The sequence below is a fragment of the Mucilaginibacter gotjawali genome (genome assembly GCF_002355435.1).
Lineage (GTDB): Bacteria > Bacteroidota > Bacteroidia > Sphingobacteriales > Sphingobacteriaceae > Mucilaginibacter > Mucilaginibacter gotjawali.
In genome coordinates this window covers 1,560,563-1,577,833 of record NZ_AP017313.1, presented here as the reverse complement: position 1 = coordinate 1,577,833, position 17,271 = coordinate 1,560,563, and the positions used below count along the sequence as shown (strand labels likewise).

The following is a 17,271-nucleotide window of genomic DNA, read 5'->3' as shown; positions in this document are numbered from 1 at the left end:
TAGCCTCAAAGGTTTCCTGCTTTCTTTGATATTCCCTTTAGTAATTTTTTGGATTGTTAAAGACAAAGAAATAATTTATTGGTTTGTCTTTATGGATATTATCGGATTTATACCCGGCTACTACCGTTACAAAGACCAACTGGAATACGAGAAGAAGTTAAAACGGAAAGGCTTAACCACAACGGATATCGGAAACATAAAATTTGTTAAAGACTGGGATCATATTCGAAAAAAGGGTCCGATAAAATATTCGTTGATTGACGGTGGTATATTTTTTGGATTTGCTATATGCTTCCTCATAAGTATTATTATTGCGTTTGTAAAACATGATCTCATGGCCTATATTTCAGCAGATCCATCCAACATGTTTAACTTTATAGGCTACACCTATTTATCAGGCGCTTTGGTGGGAATTATTATTTACAGGATATTATGGGCTCGCAACGAGCAAAAATTCGTTCGCCTTACCGATCCATTGCATTAATTTTACCCTTATTTCGTTATCCTTTGAAATCTTGTTATGAAGTCATCACTTAGTTTCTTCTTCTTATTTATTCTTTTAACTATGGCCAAAGCCCAAAGCCGCCAGCAACAAAAGGTGGATTCAGTTTTTCAGCAGGTAAAGAAGTATTTCAACCAAAAAAATGCCGATGCCATTTATAATATGGCCGGGGATGCGTTTCAAAAAGAATTGAGCATAGATGCATTTAACGGGGTAGCCACTAACCAACTGTTCCCTTTGGGCGAAATAAAAGAAGCAACGCTGATCAGCTTTGTTAATAATAATGTTGCCACTTACAAACTTAAGTTCGACGCCATTACGCTTCAATTGCTGATGAGCCTGGATAAAAAAGGTAAACTGGAGCTCTTCCTGTTTCAGCAATACCAGGAACCCGTTAGCGATAAAACCGCTTTGGTACCTTCAAACAATCCTTTAAAAACCAGTACTGACAGGAAGGTAGATTCAGTAGCCCGCAAGTATATTCAAAAAGCAAATACCGTTGGCTTATGTATCGGCGTGATTGATAATGGTGCCATCAGCACCTATGGCTATGGCGAAACGATAAAAGGCAATAGCAAAATCCCCAATGGAGATGTTTTTTTTGAGCTGGGTTCCATCACCAAAACGTTTACGGCAATATTGCTGGCGTATTACGTGAATGAAGGAAAAGTGAGTTTACGGGACCCTATCCGCAAATACCTTCCGGATTCAGTTGCCGCTAATCCGCAACTGGCATCCATAACCTTACAGGAATTATGCAACCATACTTCCGGGCTTGAACGGTTGCCGGATAACCTGATCCCGCATGCAACCGATCCTTTAAACCCATACAAGGATTATACAAAGGAACTACTTTACGACTACCTTAAAACCTGCAAAGTAAAAACCCAACCCGGAACACAATACGCCTATTCAAACCTAGGCGCGGGTTTGCTGGGCAGTATTTTAGAAACTATCAGTCAAAAACCTTACGAAGAAATGGTGAAGGAGATTATTTGCAAACCACTGGGAATGTACAGCACCGGGCAATTTTTAAACCCTTTGGCTATGCCGCGCTTTGTACAGGTATATAATGCCGGCGGCATGCCAACCCCACCCTGGGATTTTGATGTACTGGCACCCTGCGGCGCATTAAGATCAACCTTAAACGATATGTTGTTATATGCCAAAGCCAATATGCACCCGGGGAATGACAAGCTTGGAAAGGGAATTGAGTTAAGCCATCATATCACCTTTACGAAAGACGTAAAGATCGGCCTGGCCTGGCATATCATCACCGTAAATGGGGTCGACTATATTTTTCATAACGGCGGCACCAATGGCAGCAGCAGCTTTATGGCTTTTAATACTGCAAAAAACATTGCTGTGATAGTATTGTCAAATGCGGTGGAAAGCACTGATGAATTGGGGACAGGGATTTTGAAGAAGTTGGTGGATTGAGTTGGGTGGTTGATTGAGTTGATTAAGTTAAAGTATTAAAAAATCAACCACTCACTAAATCAACTCAATCAACCTAATCAACTAAAAACTAATACTCCTCGTGTATCCCCTCTGCAAATTCCTCTATCATTTTTTTGTTGAAGGCCCCGAGATCGGCTGGCCGGCGACTGGTAACCAGGCCATTGTCAACCACTACTTCCTCATCGATCCATTCCGCGCCTGCGTTTTTCAGGTCGGTTTTTATAGAGGGATAGGAGGTTAATTTGCGACCGTAGATCATATCAGTCTCAATCAGCATCTGCGGGCCGTGGCAAATAGCGGCTATGGGTTTGCCTTCTTCTAAAAATGCGGCAACAAATGCAATAGCGTCCGCATTTTGGCGTAATTTATCGGGATTCAATACACCGCCCGGTAAAACCAGCGCATCATAGTCATCCGGGCTTACATCAACTAATTGCCTGTCGACATCAATTTCAATACCCCAGTTAGTTTTATCCCAGGCTTTAATTTTACCTTTTTGGGGTGATATAACATGCACCGTAGCTCCTGCTGCCTCCAGGGCCGCTTTAGGGCTGGTGAGTTCTATTTGTTCAAATCCTTCTTCGGTAAGGATTGCTACTTTACGATCACTTAAAGTTGCCATAGCTTTATTTATTTTTTATTATAAAAACTAATCTATGGTATAAACACCGGAGAGAGAGGATAGTTTTAGGATTTTAAAACCACTAAATTTTTGACAGGTGTACTATTACATTTGAGCAAAACGCTATAGACCGATAGCATATTACCCTATTAAAATTTAATAGAGATTTCAAGATGCCCGCCTAATCCCTCAGTTATAATTCGCTGCAATGTGGAAAAGCGAACGTCTTTTAAATCTTTCTCTAATTTTGAAATATAAGATTTATTTGTCCCTGACAGGTCAGCGACTTGCTCTTGTGTCAATCCTCGTTCCTGCCGCGCCTGCTGGATCAATACGCCTAATTTAAAAGCTTCAAAGCCCTCATCAAACTTTGCCCTTTTCTTTGTGCCTTTAACACCAATTTCCTGGTCGATAAAATCACTTAAACTTGTCAGATTTTTTTCCATTATAATATTCCTTTTTAATCCCCTCTGCTTTTACAATTTCTCCGGCTGGAGTTTTCTGTGTTTTCTTTTGGAAACCATGTCCAACAACAACTAAGTTGTCATCGTCAAAAAAACAAAAAACACGAAAGATGTTACTGCCAACTTGAACCCTGATTTCATAAATGCCATCTGAATTTTCAAGATGTTTGAAATAAATTTCCGGAATCCGGTCGAGGCTTTCTACAACTCCTAGTGTCCAAAGAATTTTTTTTTGAACCTTTAACGTTTGAGCCTTGTAAAATTCCCGGAAATAATCTTTATAAAAAAAGAGTTCACGTTTTTTATTCACTGAAACAAAGATAACAAAAGTAGTCTATTTGGACTACTTTTTATTTGAAAATTTATGATTTGTCTGTCAATCCAGAATATGTTTCAATGCATACTCAATAAAATTACTGGTCAACCCATAATCCTCGGTACCTTTGCGGCGGATGAAAAAGAAATCGCGGGTTATTTTTAAGCCATCAATCGGTACCTCCACCAAATCGCCCTCGGCCAGCTGGCGCACGATAGACGGCCTGGGCATAAAGCCAAGGCACTGATCGGCCAAAAGGAAATTCTTTAATGCTTCGGTACCGCCTAATCTTATTTTTACCGAAAGGTCAGCCGGTTTAATGTGCAAGGCCGATAAGGAGCGCAGCAAAGCATCCAGGGTGCCTGAACCTCTTTCCCTTAAAGCAAGCGGCGTTTTTACAAACTGTTTCAGTGTTAATGACCTCCCGGCCAGCGGGCTTTTGGCGGAGCATACCGGGATTACCTCATCGCTCATAAAGGGTTTGTAGGATACAGTCGTCAGTTTATTATCGGCTTCGATAATGCCAATATCCACCTCATGATTCAACAAGGCATTTAAAATATACTCAGAATTCCGGTTCACCAGCTGAACATCCACATTGGCATATTCCCGCTGAAAGCCTGATAATATAGAGGGCAAAATATACAGCGCGATAGTAGTACTGGCCCCCAGCCGTAAATGCCCGGCAGCATGCGAAAGGCTGCTCAAAACCGACAGGTCATACTCCGCTTTACGTTCAATTTCGGTAGCCTGCAACAGGTATTCGTTTAATTTTTTCCCGGCTTCGGTCAGCAAAATACTATTTCCCTTCCGCTCAAATAATGGCACTTTATACTGATCTTCCAGCGCTTTGATATGCTTGCTTACCGCCGGCTGCGTAACAAAAAGTGTTTGCGCCGCCTTGCTGAAACTCAAATTGGCAGCAACCTGCATAAAAACACGGTGAGAGAAAGAGATCATAGCGTATACTGTTTTCAAAGGTAAGGAAAACGGTATAATTAAAAGTTATAATGATGGTTTTGATTTTTGTAGAGGCGTAATATTTTGCGTCTCCCGCTTGCAAGTCACCTTGGACAAACGCCTTATATTGGTATGTTGGTTCAGAGCCGCAAAGTATTGCGGCTCTACGGGATTGAAATTCATTTTTTAACCCTCTCAAAGTACTGTCCTGTAAATTTATAAATAATACGATTGTTGGTTACATAGCCTTCGCCCGTAATTATTGGAAGTGAAATTGTCTTTTGGGTCGCATCATAATGAATATCTGCGTCTTTTATATTATTGGTGACTGATAATGGGTTATATGCATAATAAAGCTTGTCATGAAATCCGCTGTTGGTTTTAATCAGCTTTGCATCAACCAACTTTCCGTTTTCAATTGAAAAAATCCTTATCCCTTTTCCCTTGTCTTTCCCGGAAAACACGCCATAATAGACGGCGAGATAATAGACATGATTATTGGCACTCATATTATATAAATCAGCATAGGCATAAATATATTTTTCGTTTTCTGCAGACGCCGTATCCAAAATGGAATTTGTTTTTTGCCCGGCTTTATATTGAATTACATTGGCGAAATCATGCATGGTTCCTCCCATATATGTATCCCAGGAGTATATTCTGAATTGCCCATCGGCAGATTCAATGGTTGCCAATCCAATGTCTGCAAAGCTTGAAAACTTCTGACTAATTGTAAATGGGTATTTACTTGTATAATACTGCAATTTTCGTCCAAAAATATCATTGGCTTTTGCAAGCGAATCAGAAACAGCTAAAATATCCGATGTTGTATCTCCTTGCTTCCCGTACCAATAATCAATCCTGTTAAAAGCGCTAACAAGATCTGTTTCGATGGTTTTTGGCGTTTGGGCAAATGTGATAAAGGGAATAAAAAGTAGTAAACAAAGAAGCTTAAATGCTTTCATCAAAAATAATTTTTAAATAAAAATAGGGATAATCTCCCGATCATCCCTATTTTATAAGTTGAATATGTTTATTTAGTGAGTGGTTGATTAGGTTAAGAAAAGGTTAACTCAATCAACCCAATCCAACTTATTCAACCCAATCAACTAAACTTCTACCGCCTGCCCTATCAGGTGATTGGCATACAAATACTCTGCAATCTGCACGGCATTGGTAGCAGCGCCTTTACGCAGGTTATCTGATACGATCCAGCAGTTCAGCGTATTCGGCTGGCTTTCGTCGCGGCGGATGCGGCCTACAAATACTTCGTCCTTATCATGCGCGTCAAGCGGCATTGGATATTTTAAGTTAGCAGGATCATCCACTACAATAATGCCAGGCGATTTTGCAAGCAATTCGCGTACTTCAGCCACATCAAAATCGTTTAAAAACTCAATGTTTACCGATTCGGAGTGACCACCCATTACCGGGATTCGCACTGTGGTAGCAGTTACTTTAATGCTGTCGTCGCCCATGATCTTGTTGGTTTCATTCACCATTTTCATTTCTTCCTTGGTATAGCCGTTTTCGGTAAAAACGTCGATATGCGGCAATACATTCAGGTCGATCTGGTACGGGTAAGCTTTAGGGCCATCAATACCTTTACGTTCGTTAAACAACTGGTCAACCGCTTTAACGCCTGTACCGGTTACTGATTGATAGGTTGATACTACTACCCTTTTAATTTTATATTTATCGTGCAATGGTTTTAAAGCCACTACCATTTGTATGGTTGAGCAATTGGGGTTAGCGATAATTTTGTCTTCGGCGGTTAATACATTGGCATTAACTTCGGGCACTACCAGTTTTTTGGCAGGGTCCATGCGCCATGCGGAAGAATTATCGATAACTGTTGTACCTGCTGCTGCAAAAAGCGGCGCCTGGCTCAATGAAGTGCTGCCCCCTGCCGAAAATAAGGCAACATCGGGCTTCTGTTTTATCGCATCCTCAACAGAAACTACCTTGTACTGCTTACCCTTAAAAGTGATTTCCTTACCTACACTTTTCTCTGAAGCTACCGGAATTAATTCTGTAACGGGGAAGTTGCGTTCTTCAAGAACCTGCAACATTTTGGTGCCTACTAATCCTGTAGCACCTACTACTGCGACTTTCATTTTGTTTTTAAATTGTTTTTTGATAATAATGAAGCTACCTCACGGCAGTTTCATCCTGATTTTAATTATTTTAAATGCAAATATGCGGATTTTTGTTGAAAAGTTGGAATGTTGTAAGGTTGGAATGTTAAATGATACCGAAAAGTCTGTAAAATCCATGGATTTTGACGCTAAAAATATTTTTCAACATTACAACTTTCAAACGTTACAACATTTCAACTCCTTACAACATTTACAACCAATTTCCTACCTTTGCAGCCTCAAACCGGCTTTGCATGAGCGAAAAAATATTGGTAATTGGCGCTAACGGACAAATAGGCACCGAACTGGTTGCTATATTAAGGGGAATACACGGGGCAGACGCTGTAATTGCTTCAGACCTGAAAAGCCCTATCTATAACTTACGAAAAAACAGCGGCCCTTACGAGATCGTCAACGTTTTGGATAAGGATAACCTGCACCATATATTTGAAAAACACCGCCCCACCCAGGTTTACCATCTTGCAGCCATACTATCTGCCGTAGGCGAACAAAAACCAAAAATTGCCTGGGACTTAAATATGACTGGCCTGCTGCATGTACTCGATTTTTCGGTGGAATTTAACGTAAAAAAGGTTTTCTGGCCAAGTTCTATAGCCGTTTTCGGACCGCATTCACCGCAATGGGATACGCCGCAATATTGCGTAATGGACCCCAATACGGTTTACGGTTTCAGCAAACTGGCGGGTGAACGCTGGTGCGAATATTATTTTAACAAATACAACCTGGATGTGCGGAGCCTGCGTTATCCGGGGCTGATCGGCTGGCGGGCAAACCCGGGTGGCGGCACAACAGATTACGCGGTGCATATTTTTCACGAGGCGCTTAAAAGTGGTCATTATGAATGCTTTCTTTCGGCAAACACTGCATTACCTATGATGTATATGGATGATGCCATACGCGCCACCATCATGCTGATGGATGCCCCTGCTGATAAGGTGGAGATCCGCTCGTCATACAACCTGGCGGGCATCAGCTTTACGCCAACACAACTGGCCGAAGAAATAAAAAAGCACATCCCTGGTTTTGAGATCAGTTATAGTGATAACGATCCGCGCCAGCAAATTGCCGACAGCTGGCCGAAATCAATTGATGACAGCTATGCCCAAAATGAATGGGGCTGGCAACTGGAGTACAACCTGCCCAAAATAGTGGCAGATATGCTGCTGAATTTAAGGGAGCTTGTTTAAAAAAGGTGAAAGGTCAAAGGATAAAGGTGAAAGGTGTTTGGTCCGGGGTTATTAAGTAAATTTACCCCGACTAAATCCGAAATCGAAAATCCGGCGTCCGAAATAAAAAGAAGTATTATATTTATCGCAAAGTCCATGGTCCATAGTCCATGGACCATGGACTAAAAACATATGGGAAGAGCATTTGAATTTCGTAAGGAAAGAAAACTAAAGCGCTGGAGTAAAATGGCAGTGCAATTTACCCGTTTGGGTAAGGAAATTGTAATGGCGGTAAAAGCCGGAGGCGGTGACCCGAACACCAACTCACGTTTAAGAACAGCTATACAGAACTCGAAGGCAGTAAACATGCCGAAAGACCGTGTGGAAGCGGCCATTAAACGCGCCATCAGCCGCGACGAAAAAGATTACGAAGAAATAGTATACGAAGGCTATGCGCCGCATGGCGTGGCCATATTGGTAGAAACTGCTACCGATAACATTAACCGTACAGTGGCTAACGTCCGCAGTTATTTTACCAAATATGGTGGCTCGTTGGGTAAAACCGGCTCCCTTGATTTTATTTTCAGCCGGAAGTCCGTATTTACTTTCGAACCCGGTGACCGCGACCTGGAAGAGCTGGAGTTTGAACTGATAGATGCTGGTTTGGAGGACTTATTTGTTGAGGCCGACGAAAATGGCAACGATATTGCTGTTGTACATGCAGCATTTGAAGATTTCGGCAAAATGCAAAAGGCGATGGAAGAGGCTGGCCTTGAAGTTAAATCGGCAAAGCTGGAACGGGTTGCACAATCATTCCACGAAGTTTCAGAAGAGCAGGTCACTGATATTATGAAACTGATCGACAGGTTGGAAGAAGATGATGACGTGCAGGCGGTTTATCATAATATGCAGGAGTAAGCGCCTCCCAACCCTCCCCGGTAGGGAGGGCTTTAAAAAAACATTTACAAAAAGTCTCCCCTACCGGGGGAGATTTAGAGGGGGCTGATTTATGCCATTACTGAGCACACGCAAAAACGATAAGAAAGTCAAGGTAACGTTTGGCAATGGCTTGCTTTTTGTTGAAAAAGAAAATGGCAAGCAGCAGGCCTTCCCCCTGGAATGGTTCCCTGAATTGCAAAAGGCTACGGATGAAGAGCGGGAAGACTGGACACAAACGGATAAAGGCTTACATTTTAATAAGCTTAACCTGGATGTTTCATTGTAGGTATGAGATTTGAGACATGAGATTTGAGATGAGGAATTAAATAATATGAAAAAATGAGAGGTTTAGAATGGGGCGTTTTCTCATATCTCACATCTCATATCTAATATCTCCATATGACCTTCGAAGAGTTTTTTATAAAGAAAAGAATTGACCTGCCGGCTTTGGAAAAAGCCGAACCGGGATTATTTTCTGAATTTAAAATCCATTTTTTTGAGATGGGCGAAAAAAGTTTCGATCATACCAAAAAATACTGGTTCAATAAATTGCGGCACCAATTTCACCTGGCGCCTGAAGTTAAAATTGAAAAGCCTGTTGTTACTCCACCTCTTGCTCAGCCAGCCATCGGCGAAAGCTTACCCAACCCCGCAGCTGCGCCCCAGGCCGCAAAAACAGGGTTCGTACCGCGATTTAAAGCTGGCAATATAGCGAAGCCCGCAGTTGCTGATGACAAACCTGTTGAAGCTGCACCTGCACCCGCACCGACACCGGTGAAACCTGGTTTTACACCAAGGTTTAAGGCGGCTAACATGCCCGGGCCGGTAGTTACTGAAGATAAAACCGGGGAAAAAACACCGGAGACGGAAGCTCCTCCACAACCCCAACCTGCAAAACCAGGATTTACGCCACGATTTAAGGCTGCCAACATGCCAAAGCCGATAGTCGCCGAAGACAAAACTGAAGAAAAGCCGACTGAGGAAGAACTTGCTCCAGAAGAAAAACCGGTTGAAGCTACTACACCCAAACCGGCTTACAAGCCCCGGTTTAACATGAAGAATATACCTCCAAAAGCGGAAGAATAATTAGTCAAGCCATAAACACCTTGTCGTTGCGATGAGCAAAGCGAAGAAGCAACCTCGTCGCCATTGCATGAACGCCAGTGCATATTGACGACCTGTCAGCGACGAGGTTGCTCCGTGCCTCGCAAGGACAAATTTGTTATTTTTAAATTACTTACTATGCGAAAACAACCAGGGCATAAAGTCAGGCTCGGCAAAGGCGTCGTCCCAGCAGTTATGGTCGTCGTTCGTATAAAGGGTATAACGGGGGCTGCCGCCTTCCTGTTTTATTGCGGCAACTATTGATTCTGAGTGGGAATAGGGCACAACACTATCCTTTTCGCCATGAAACACCCAAAGCGGGACTTTTTTGGCATATTTTTTTGCATTCAGCGTATTGTCGCCGCCGCACATGGCAAATGCGGCTGCAAAGATGTTTGGCCTTCGGCCGATGATCTCAAATGTGCCCATCCCTCCCATCGACAATCCACCTACATAAACTTTGTGCTTGTCTACATAAGGCTTATCTAAAAACTCGTCAACCAAAGCCATCAATGTTTGCATTGACCGGGTTGGCGGCGCATTAACCTGGAATATAAATTTGGTCTTTCTTGTTGCCGAATCATCCTCCATTTTCACGTTGGACCAAAAGCCGCCTGGCGGACATTGCGGGTAAACTATTATCGCAGCATATTTCGACCTGATGGTATCATTTAAAAATAGTTTCGGCCCGTATTTAAGCTGTGCTTCATTGTCGTTCCCGCGCTCGCCGGCGCCGTGCAGTATAAATATTAACGGGTATTTTTTAGCAGGATCGAAATTAAGCGGGAACAATATGCGGTAAGGCATGGTATCGTTTTTGGCGATATATGAGCCGCTATCAAATGGTTGAGTGCTTTGCGCATGGGTAACTGCCGGTAAAACAAAGCATACAAATAATATGAATAAGTAAATTTTTTGCCTGATCATAAAGTTAATTTGTTGTTGATTATTTTAAACGGCTATTTTTTAAATAATGTATCCCTGGCGTAATAACTACGAAGAATAAATATTTGTTTCCAAAATGGCGCAGAAACTTACCGCACCAGCGTAATACTCCCCGAAAGCAGGTTGCAGTTTGAGTTTAAGTTGATAATATAATAGTAAACCCCCGGCTGCAGTAACGAGCTCCCAAGTTTGCCGTTGAAGGGCTGCGTGTATCCTTTTGATTCAAATACTTTTTGGCCATACCTGTTAAAAATCCTTACCATAGCATCGGGATAATTTTCAATGCCTTTTAGCAACCAAAAATCATTCACCCCGTCATTATTAGGCGTAAAGGTGTTGGGTATATTTAATGCTGAGAGACCTACAGTTATTTTCACTTCTGTACGGGCACTTTCGCATCCGCCGATGTATTGGCTGATATAAACACTTTGCGAACTGGCTACAGGGATCTTAAAAATGCCGCTGCCTTGCTGATCGGTTAAGCCCGGGCCGGTTGCCGAGGGATATAAACGATATCCGTAACCTGGCTGCGGATTTTTCACCATAATCATCACATCGCCTGCATAACATAACTGCACATTGTCTGCCTCCGGCGCTGCTACTGTAATAGTTTGATTACCGATGGTATAATCTTTTGTTGCCAAACCACATGCCGTGGCATCTTTTACCTGCAAGGTATAGGTTCCGTTAACTACGCCTGTCAAATCCAGCGAGGTGCTGACACTTTGCTGTGATGAATTGATCCAATTGTAAGTATAGGGTTGCACCCCGCCGGTAACCGTGATATTTTGAATACTACCAACACCCTCGGCACACTGGTCGCTGGTAATTTGTTCGGTGCCTGCGGCAATCTGAATAACGGGTATAGCATTAATGGTATAAATTGCGCTTTTTACAGGGGGGCAATTAAAGTTATATTGAACGAAAAAGTAGTATTGTCCTGCAGCTGCATTCAGCAAATCCATTTGACCGGATGAATACAACGTCCCGTTCGCCCTTTTCCATCCATAATTAGCGTTCCCTGCATTGGTGAGCGTTATTCCGGTAACCGAACCATTTGAACGGCCGCAGGTGGCATCCGTCGGAACCGCAGCGCTTTCATCTATCACCGGTGTCGCAGTTGGAGGGTTCACGGTGAAGGTTGCCTTATTTGAATTACACCCATTGCTATCGGTAATGTACAAGTAGTAAATTCCGGGCGCCAGATTGCTGATGGTATTTGAATTTCCGTTTGGAATAATGTTGCCGCTGGCGTCTTCCCAGTAATAATTGGCTACCGTAATGCCGGGGCCGGTACTGGGGAAAGTAGTAAAATGACCTGTAGGGTTGGTGCAATCCGTAGTAAAAGTCGACGGAAAAACTTTTGGGGTTAAATCAATCACCGTAAAAACTTCGGATGTTACCGAAGGGCAGCCTCCGTTTTCGCTTATTTGCAGGGTATAATTGCCGGGTGCGAGGCCGGTAGCATTCTGACTTGTACTTACCGGAACATTATTACTGTCCATCCACGTAAATTGAAAATTCCCTACCCTATTTTCGGTCAGCGCGATTGACCCGGCATGATGGCAATCAAAATTGGTGATGGTGACATCGGTCTGCGAGATGGCGTCAAACTGAAAACCAATGGTATTATTCAAAACGGTTGAGGAGGCTAACACATTTTGGGTTATGCTGCCAGTGTATGACCACTGCCCGGCCGCATCAGCAGTAACTGTCGCAAAGCATGAATTAGGATTACAACTTGTACACTTGGTTTGGGTAAAGTACAATTGCACAATTGCACCTACAGGTGCATCGCCGCCAACTGTGTTATTGGTAAGCTTAGTTATCCTGATAAAATTTTGTCCCGTGGGGTCATTTAACTGCACATTGGTATTGCAATAAAATGAATTCTGTACCACGTTTGTATAGGAATTGTTGTACGCATCAATCGGGTTTTGGTAATTGGTAAAAACATTCTGATCTGCGGCGGAGGTGCCGCCTATAACCGAGTTTACATCGCTGTTTTCTATAGCATTGGTACCCGCCCCCAGGGGAAATGCCTGCGACCTGTCGGTCCCGAAAAAATTCCCTTTGACGATCATCGCCGATTTATTTAGCCCTACTACTGCAATTTCGGTAGCGCTAAAAACGTTGGCGGTTACAAATAGCAGGGTATTCGGATCATTAACCAGGATGCATGAATTAGTTGCCGCCCCTATTGATTTAGTCCCGGTGTAGTCGGTATTAAAAAAATTATTCTCAACGGTTGCTAATTTATTGGCGCCACCCGCAACGCCGCCAAAATTGATCCCGCTGATGGTACCGCTCAATATTACATTGCCATCCAGGGGGTTTACACCACCGATCATTATACCCTGATAATCCTGCCCTGAATAAAAAACAGATGAGTTGTTAAAGGCAGTAATGCCATCAGGTTGTATACCGATAAAATTACTTTGAATTATCGCATTTTGAAACAAGCCGTTAAAGGCGTAATCATTGCCGCTGATCACATTTCCTTTGCCCGGCGCACCAATAACCAGCTTGCAATTGGCGCCTGACAGGATTGCGCTGCCTAAGCCGGCTTGATTTGGCGAAAAGCCGTCGATATACAAACCGTAAATTTCAACAGCGTCATTAACACCAACCAGGGTTGAGACTTTAAAGGCGTTAAAGTTTGCAGCAGGCACTGCTGGCGTAATGATCACCTTGGCATTACTTACGCCAAGTGATGAACCCGGTTGCGTGGTACCGTCAATAACAACATTTGCCGAAATATCAGGCAATTCAGATTGCAGGGTTATTGTTAGCGCGGCCAGGGTGTTCCCGGGTAAATTAAAATAGATATAGTCGGTGGCGGCGGTGCCATTGCCGATGGCGTCTAACAAGGCTTGCCTCAGGGTTCCGGCGCCTGCATCAGCATTACTGGTAACGGTAAAAGTTGCCGCAAATAAATTACCACCAATAAAAAATAACAGTAAAAACAGAAGTAATTTACGGATAATCATAGTGGCACCCCGGCAAAACGATTCTAAAGTACAAGAAAATTACTTAGCCCGGTAAATTAGGAGGCCGGATTTTATTAACACTGTCTATTCCACCTTGATAACTTTTGTGGCTGCGGATATGCCGTTCTCATTTATAGCTTCAATCCTGAAGTAATACGGTTTCTCTTTATCCATCGTTTTTAAATAATACTCGTTGGCCGAGTAAACCATGATACAGTTATATAGCTTGTCAGCAGCCGTTCCGGTATAAATGTTGTAAGCGAAAGCGTTATCAACCGTTTGCCATTTTATCCAGGCGCTGCGTTTATCCTTTTCGGTGCGTAAAACCACAAAGTTCTGTACAGTATCAGGTTTGCTGCCGCCGCCGTTACCAAAAACCCGCAAGCCGCTGATGGCGAATTTGCCGGTGGGCATATGTACGTTTTCCAGTTTGATATACCGGGCCCTTACCGGTGTTGATAATTCGATATAATCATGCGGCACATCGGTTTTATTCCGGCTTTTATCGGTCAGGATGTGCCACTTCCTGGCATCGGATGAATAATATAATTTATACTGAGTAAAAGTAGTGGTTGATTTCCCTAATATCGTAGCGTCCTGGTCTGCGTAATTAATCTGAACAGCATTTACCGTACTTTCCTTACCCAAATCGCTTTGGATCCACTCGCCGGGATTACCGCTTTCCGCGCTCCAGTAGGTTTTAATATTTTCATCCACAGCATTATTGGCCATATAGCCTCCCAGGGTTGAGGATACCTGCACCGGTTTGTTATAATTCAGCAGCATCCAGCCGGTAAAGCGGCTTTGCAGGTGATCTTCTTTTCCGTCAGGCAAATAGGTAGGATAATCGCCGAATGCGGTGTTGCAATACAAAACGCCATCCTTATCAAAACCAGTGGGCCAGATGCCGAGGCGGCGTTCAAAACTATTTTTTACGGCGATAGTGATCGTGGAGATATGCCAGTAATTCCCCCACGCATCCGTATAGGTGCTGCCATGACCAGCGCCCCTTGCGAAGCCTCCCGGTTTATAACTAAAGGGCATTGATTGCGGCGTAAACGGCCCGAGCGGATTGTCGCCCACTACTACCCCATCACTGTACCCGCTGAATTCTGTTCCGGGTGCGCCGTATTGGAGGTAGTATTTACCATTATGTTTAGTCATCCACGAACCTTCGATAAACGGATCCAAAAAGGTGTCGTCCATATTCTCGCCGAAGCGCTGCCAGCCGTAACGGAAGGGCTGCAAAAAATACATCTCTTTACGGTAGGCTTTTAAATGAAAAGTTTTGGGGTCGATCTCCGCGCCGTATAATGGATAGGTATTGCTGCTGCCATTATACATGTATAATTTGCCATCATCATCCCTAAAAAAATCCGGATCCCAGCCGCCGGGTTCAAATTCATGGATAGCTTCTTTCCATTCGTTTGCCTTTGGGTTGGTGCTCATCCATATCGGGAAGTTGGATGAATAGGTTGAACCAAATACCATTAAAGTATCTCCCTGCACCCAAACTGCGGGAGCGCATAGATCATCATATACATGATGTTCGGGCCTTAAAAACGACCGGGAAACAAAATTCCAGTGGTACATATCATGGCTCCACCAATACCCCCACTGGTTAGTTGAAAACAGGTAGTAATCTCCTTTGTACATGGTGATCACCGGATCGGCGGTGGCCCGGTGCTTGCCTTCGGTAGCAAAATTAGGGATCGGCGTATAACCGTAATCAATATTGATCGGGTTGCAATAGGTTAATTGTTTTTGCTGCGCGATAGAGCAGTTTGCAAGCAGCAACATACAGCAGGTAATCGTTATAAAAAGAAAAGCTTTTTTCATTTCAAATTTCTGTATCGATCAATTGATATTATTGGATTTTTATTCAAAATGACCGCGGTTTATAAATTCATTCAAAGATAACAGGAAGCCTTCAAAAAAACGACCAGGCGCGTTTACCATTCGCCAAAGTTCAAACAACTTAAACCAGTGTGGTGTCAACCTTAAATTGACCAATCGTCAATCTACAAGTTTATTGACGCAAAAAGCACAAAAAAGGGTTTACAAAAGGTTTACACATTTACAAATTAATATTTTGTAAATATCTTATAATAAGCCACTTATACAGTTTCGCATTAAAATGGGGTTTACACTTTTTTACTGCACCAGCCCCGGCATTTTTAGGTTGTTGAGACAAAGCCTGAACGCCGATTTATTAGTGACGTGATGCATACTAATATAAACCAGCATTGTTTTTACTTGATCATCGGGCTTTCAAAATCAAGTTTTTTAAGGCCGTGCTGTACTTCCGGGCAGCTCATAAATAGTTTCCAAAGCAAACCGCTGCGGTAGTTTTCTATCATCACTACAATCGGGCCCTGGTCAATAGCCAGGTACGATTTTGCATACCAGTTACGCGATTCGCTGAAAGCGTCAACAAAACCATAGTCACCCCAGATCTTATCACCCAGGTCATAATAAAAATGGCGCAGGGCTTTCATCGAATACTCAGGCGTATACGGAAATGCTGACAATGCAGCCGTTGGCGTGATAACCCCCAGGTCGTTGGTTGGGGAGTGTGCATTATATCCTTCAAAATTATCGCTGGCGGTCAGGCCCCAGCAATTTTCGCCATAGCCTTTGTATTTTTTAGGGTTATCAACGCAATAATCGTGGTTGATCAGGGTATGATTGGTATTTTGCTCCCAATAGTCGGCATACTCATCTTTTAAGCCTTTCGGATCAAGTCCAAGGAATGAATATTGTGAAAAGAACAGCGGGCCGCCGTAATCAAAGCCCAATGGTAATTTATGGCCGTAAAAGGTTTTACCATTGGTAAAAAAGTTACTCTGCGCCCAGCCGCCATGATATACGTTCGCGCCAACAGGATACCTGTCGGCTGATTCGGCCAAAATATAGGTGATCAGGCATTCGTTAAAACCACGGATCGCAAAATTCATGGCCCAGCCATTGTTAGGCGACCAATGCCAGTACAGGTTATCCCTGCCGTCCCTGGTAAACCAGCTCCACTCAACATCACCCCACATGGCATTTATCCGGTCCCTTATCTCGCGTTCCTTTTGGTTATCCCCATTAAAATATTGCCTTGCACATAACAATCCCTGGAAAAGATAGGAGGTTTCTACCAGGTCGGCGCCGTCATCCTTACGTCCAAACGGAATGACCTTCCCGGTTTCACCATTTAACCAATGCGGAAATACGCCGTGGTAGGCATCAGCCCGGTATAAAAAATTCACCATTTTCAGTAACCTGTCAACCGCCTGCTGGTGGGTGATCCATTTCCTGTGATCGGCGACTATTAAGCTCATCACCCCAAAGCCGGAGCCACCAATGGTTACTACTTCGTTGCCGTAATCATAGGCAACATTATTCCGTTCGCGCGCAAGGCCGCTTACCGGGTGGCCAAAATCCCAAAAGTAACGGAATGTTTGGCGCTGCACTACGTCAAGCAGCGCACTGTCGGTCAAATTTTTTATTACTCCCACGGGTTTTATACCTTCTATTGCTTCCGTTTTTGCGGCGTTTTGGGCCTGGCAGCTATAGGTGAGTGTGATTACAAGGGATAGTAGTATCAGTTTTTTCATTAGCTTGTTCGTATGTTTAATTCAGCCGCCGCAAAATCTGG

Annotated in this window: 16 protein-coding genes; 6 read left to right on the top strand and 10 right to left on the bottom strand. The window is 43.3% G+C overall.

Features of this window, described 5'->3' with window-relative positions:
* The first annotated feature begins 91 nt into the window (after positions 1-91).
* Positions 92-484 carry a hypothetical protein gene (locus MgSA37_RS07315; protein ID WP_157750484.1) on the top strand — a complete coding sequence of 131 codons (393 nt, stop codon included), beginning with the start codon at positions 92-94 and terminating at the stop codon, positions 482-484.
* Between the two features lie 36 nt (positions 485-520).
* The gene (locus tag MgSA37_RS07310) at positions 521-1,942 is read left to right on the top strand and encodes a serine hydrolase (protein ID WP_096350841.1); all 1,422 of its coding nucleotides are present in this window, start codon (positions 521-523) and stop codon (positions 1,940-1,942) included.
* 88 nt (positions 1,943-2,030) lie between these two features.
* On the opposite strand, the gene MgSA37_RS07305 is transcribed toward MgSA37_RS07310, so the two are convergent.
* From MgSA37_RS07305 to MgSA37_RS07280, 6 genes are all read right to left on the bottom strand, one after another.
* On the bottom strand, positions 2,031-2,585 hold the full coding sequence (locus MgSA37_RS07305; protein WP_096350839.1) for a type 1 glutamine amidotransferase domain-containing protein: 555 nt from the start codon (positions 2,583-2,585) through the stop codon (positions 2,031-2,033).
* A gap of 149 nt (positions 2,586-2,734) precedes the next feature.
* Positions 2,735-3,031, bottom strand: a complete 297-nt coding sequence (locus MgSA37_RS07300) for a helix-turn-helix domain-containing protein (RefSeq protein ID WP_096350838.1) — start codon at positions 3,029-3,031, stop codon at positions 2,735-2,737.
* On the bottom strand, positions 3,003-3,359 hold the full coding sequence (locus tag MgSA37_RS07295) for a type II toxin-antitoxin system RelE/ParE family toxin (RefSeq protein WP_096350836.1): 357 nt from the start codon (positions 3,357-3,359) through the stop codon (positions 3,003-3,005). The genes MgSA37_RS07300 and MgSA37_RS07295 overlap by 29 nt, the downstream gene beginning before the upstream one ends.
* A 66-nt stretch (positions 3,360-3,425) precedes the next feature.
* Positions 3,426-4,343 carry a LysR substrate-binding domain-containing protein gene (locus MgSA37_RS07290; RefSeq protein WP_232010803.1) on the bottom strand — a complete coding sequence of 306 codons (918 nt, stop codon included), beginning with the start codon at positions 4,341-4,343 and terminating at the stop codon, positions 3,426-3,428.
* Positions 4,344-4,504: 161 nt separating this feature from the next.
* Entirely contained in the window at positions 4,505-5,290 is a 786-nt protein-coding gene (locus MgSA37_RS07285) for a hypothetical protein (protein WP_096350833.1), read from the bottom strand.
* Positions 5,291-5,434: 144 nt separating this feature from the next.
* The gene (locus MgSA37_RS07280; protein ID WP_096350831.1) at positions 5,435-6,442 is read right to left on the bottom strand and encodes an aspartate-semialdehyde dehydrogenase; all 1,008 of its coding nucleotides are present in this window, start codon (positions 6,440-6,442) and stop codon (positions 5,435-5,437) included.
* 275 nt (positions 6,443-6,717) lie between these two features.
* Between MgSA37_RS07280 and MgSA37_RS07270 the strand changes: the two genes are divergently transcribed.
* The 4 genes from MgSA37_RS07270 to MgSA37_RS07255 all read left to right on the top strand — a co-directional run bounded on the left by MgSA37_RS07270 (position 6,718) and on the right by MgSA37_RS07255 (position 9,675).
* On the top strand, positions 6,718-7,671 hold the full coding sequence (locus MgSA37_RS07270) for an NAD-dependent epimerase/dehydratase family protein (protein WP_096350828.1): 954 nt from the start codon (positions 6,718-6,720) through the stop codon (positions 7,669-7,671).
* Positions 7,672-7,842: 171 nt separating this feature from the next.
* Positions 7,843-8,568 carry a YebC/PmpR family DNA-binding transcriptional regulator gene (locus tag MgSA37_RS07265; RefSeq protein WP_096350826.1) on the top strand — a complete coding sequence of 242 codons (726 nt, stop codon included), beginning with the start codon at positions 7,843-7,845 and terminating at the stop codon, positions 8,566-8,568.
* A gap of 91 nt (positions 8,569-8,659) precedes the next feature.
* Positions 8,660-8,875: a DUF2442 domain-containing protein gene (locus tag MgSA37_RS07260; RefSeq protein WP_096350825.1), complete on the top strand. Its 216-nt coding sequence runs from the start codon at positions 8,660-8,662 to the stop codon at positions 8,873-8,875.
* Positions 8,876-8,988: 113 nt separating this feature from the next.
* Positions 8,989-9,675 (top strand): hypothetical protein, encoded by a 687-nt coding sequence (locus MgSA37_RS07255; protein ID WP_096350823.1) that lies wholly within the window; start codon positions 8,989-8,991, stop codon positions 9,673-9,675.
* Positions 9,676-9,822: 147 nt separating this feature from the next.
* Here MgSA37_RS07255 and MgSA37_RS07250 read toward each other — a convergent pair whose 3' ends face one another.
* From MgSA37_RS07250 to MgSA37_RS07235, 4 genes are all read right to left on the bottom strand, one after another.
* Positions 9,823-10,620: a carboxylesterase family protein gene (locus MgSA37_RS07250; RefSeq protein WP_096350822.1), complete on the bottom strand. Its 798-nt coding sequence runs from the start codon at positions 10,618-10,620 to the stop codon at positions 9,823-9,825.
* Between the two features lie 107 nt (positions 10,621-10,727).
* Positions 10,728-13,628 carry a gliding motility-associated C-terminal domain-containing protein gene (locus tag MgSA37_RS07245; protein ID WP_096350820.1) on the bottom strand — a complete coding sequence of 967 codons (2,901 nt, stop codon included), beginning with the start codon at positions 13,626-13,628 and terminating at the stop codon, positions 10,728-10,730.
* An 84-nt stretch (positions 13,629-13,712) separates the two neighbouring features.
* Positions 13,713-15,467, bottom strand: coding sequence for a family 43 glycosylhydrolase (locus MgSA37_RS07240; protein WP_096350818.1), 1,755 nt, complete (start codon positions 15,465-15,467; stop codon positions 13,713-13,715).
* A 413-nt stretch (positions 15,468-15,880) separates the two neighbouring features.
* Positions 15,881-17,230 (bottom strand): glucoamylase family protein, encoded by a 1,350-nt coding sequence (locus MgSA37_RS07235; RefSeq protein ID WP_096350817.1) that lies wholly within the window; start codon positions 17,228-17,230, stop codon positions 15,881-15,883.
* Positions 17,231-17,271 lie beyond the last annotated feature (41 nt).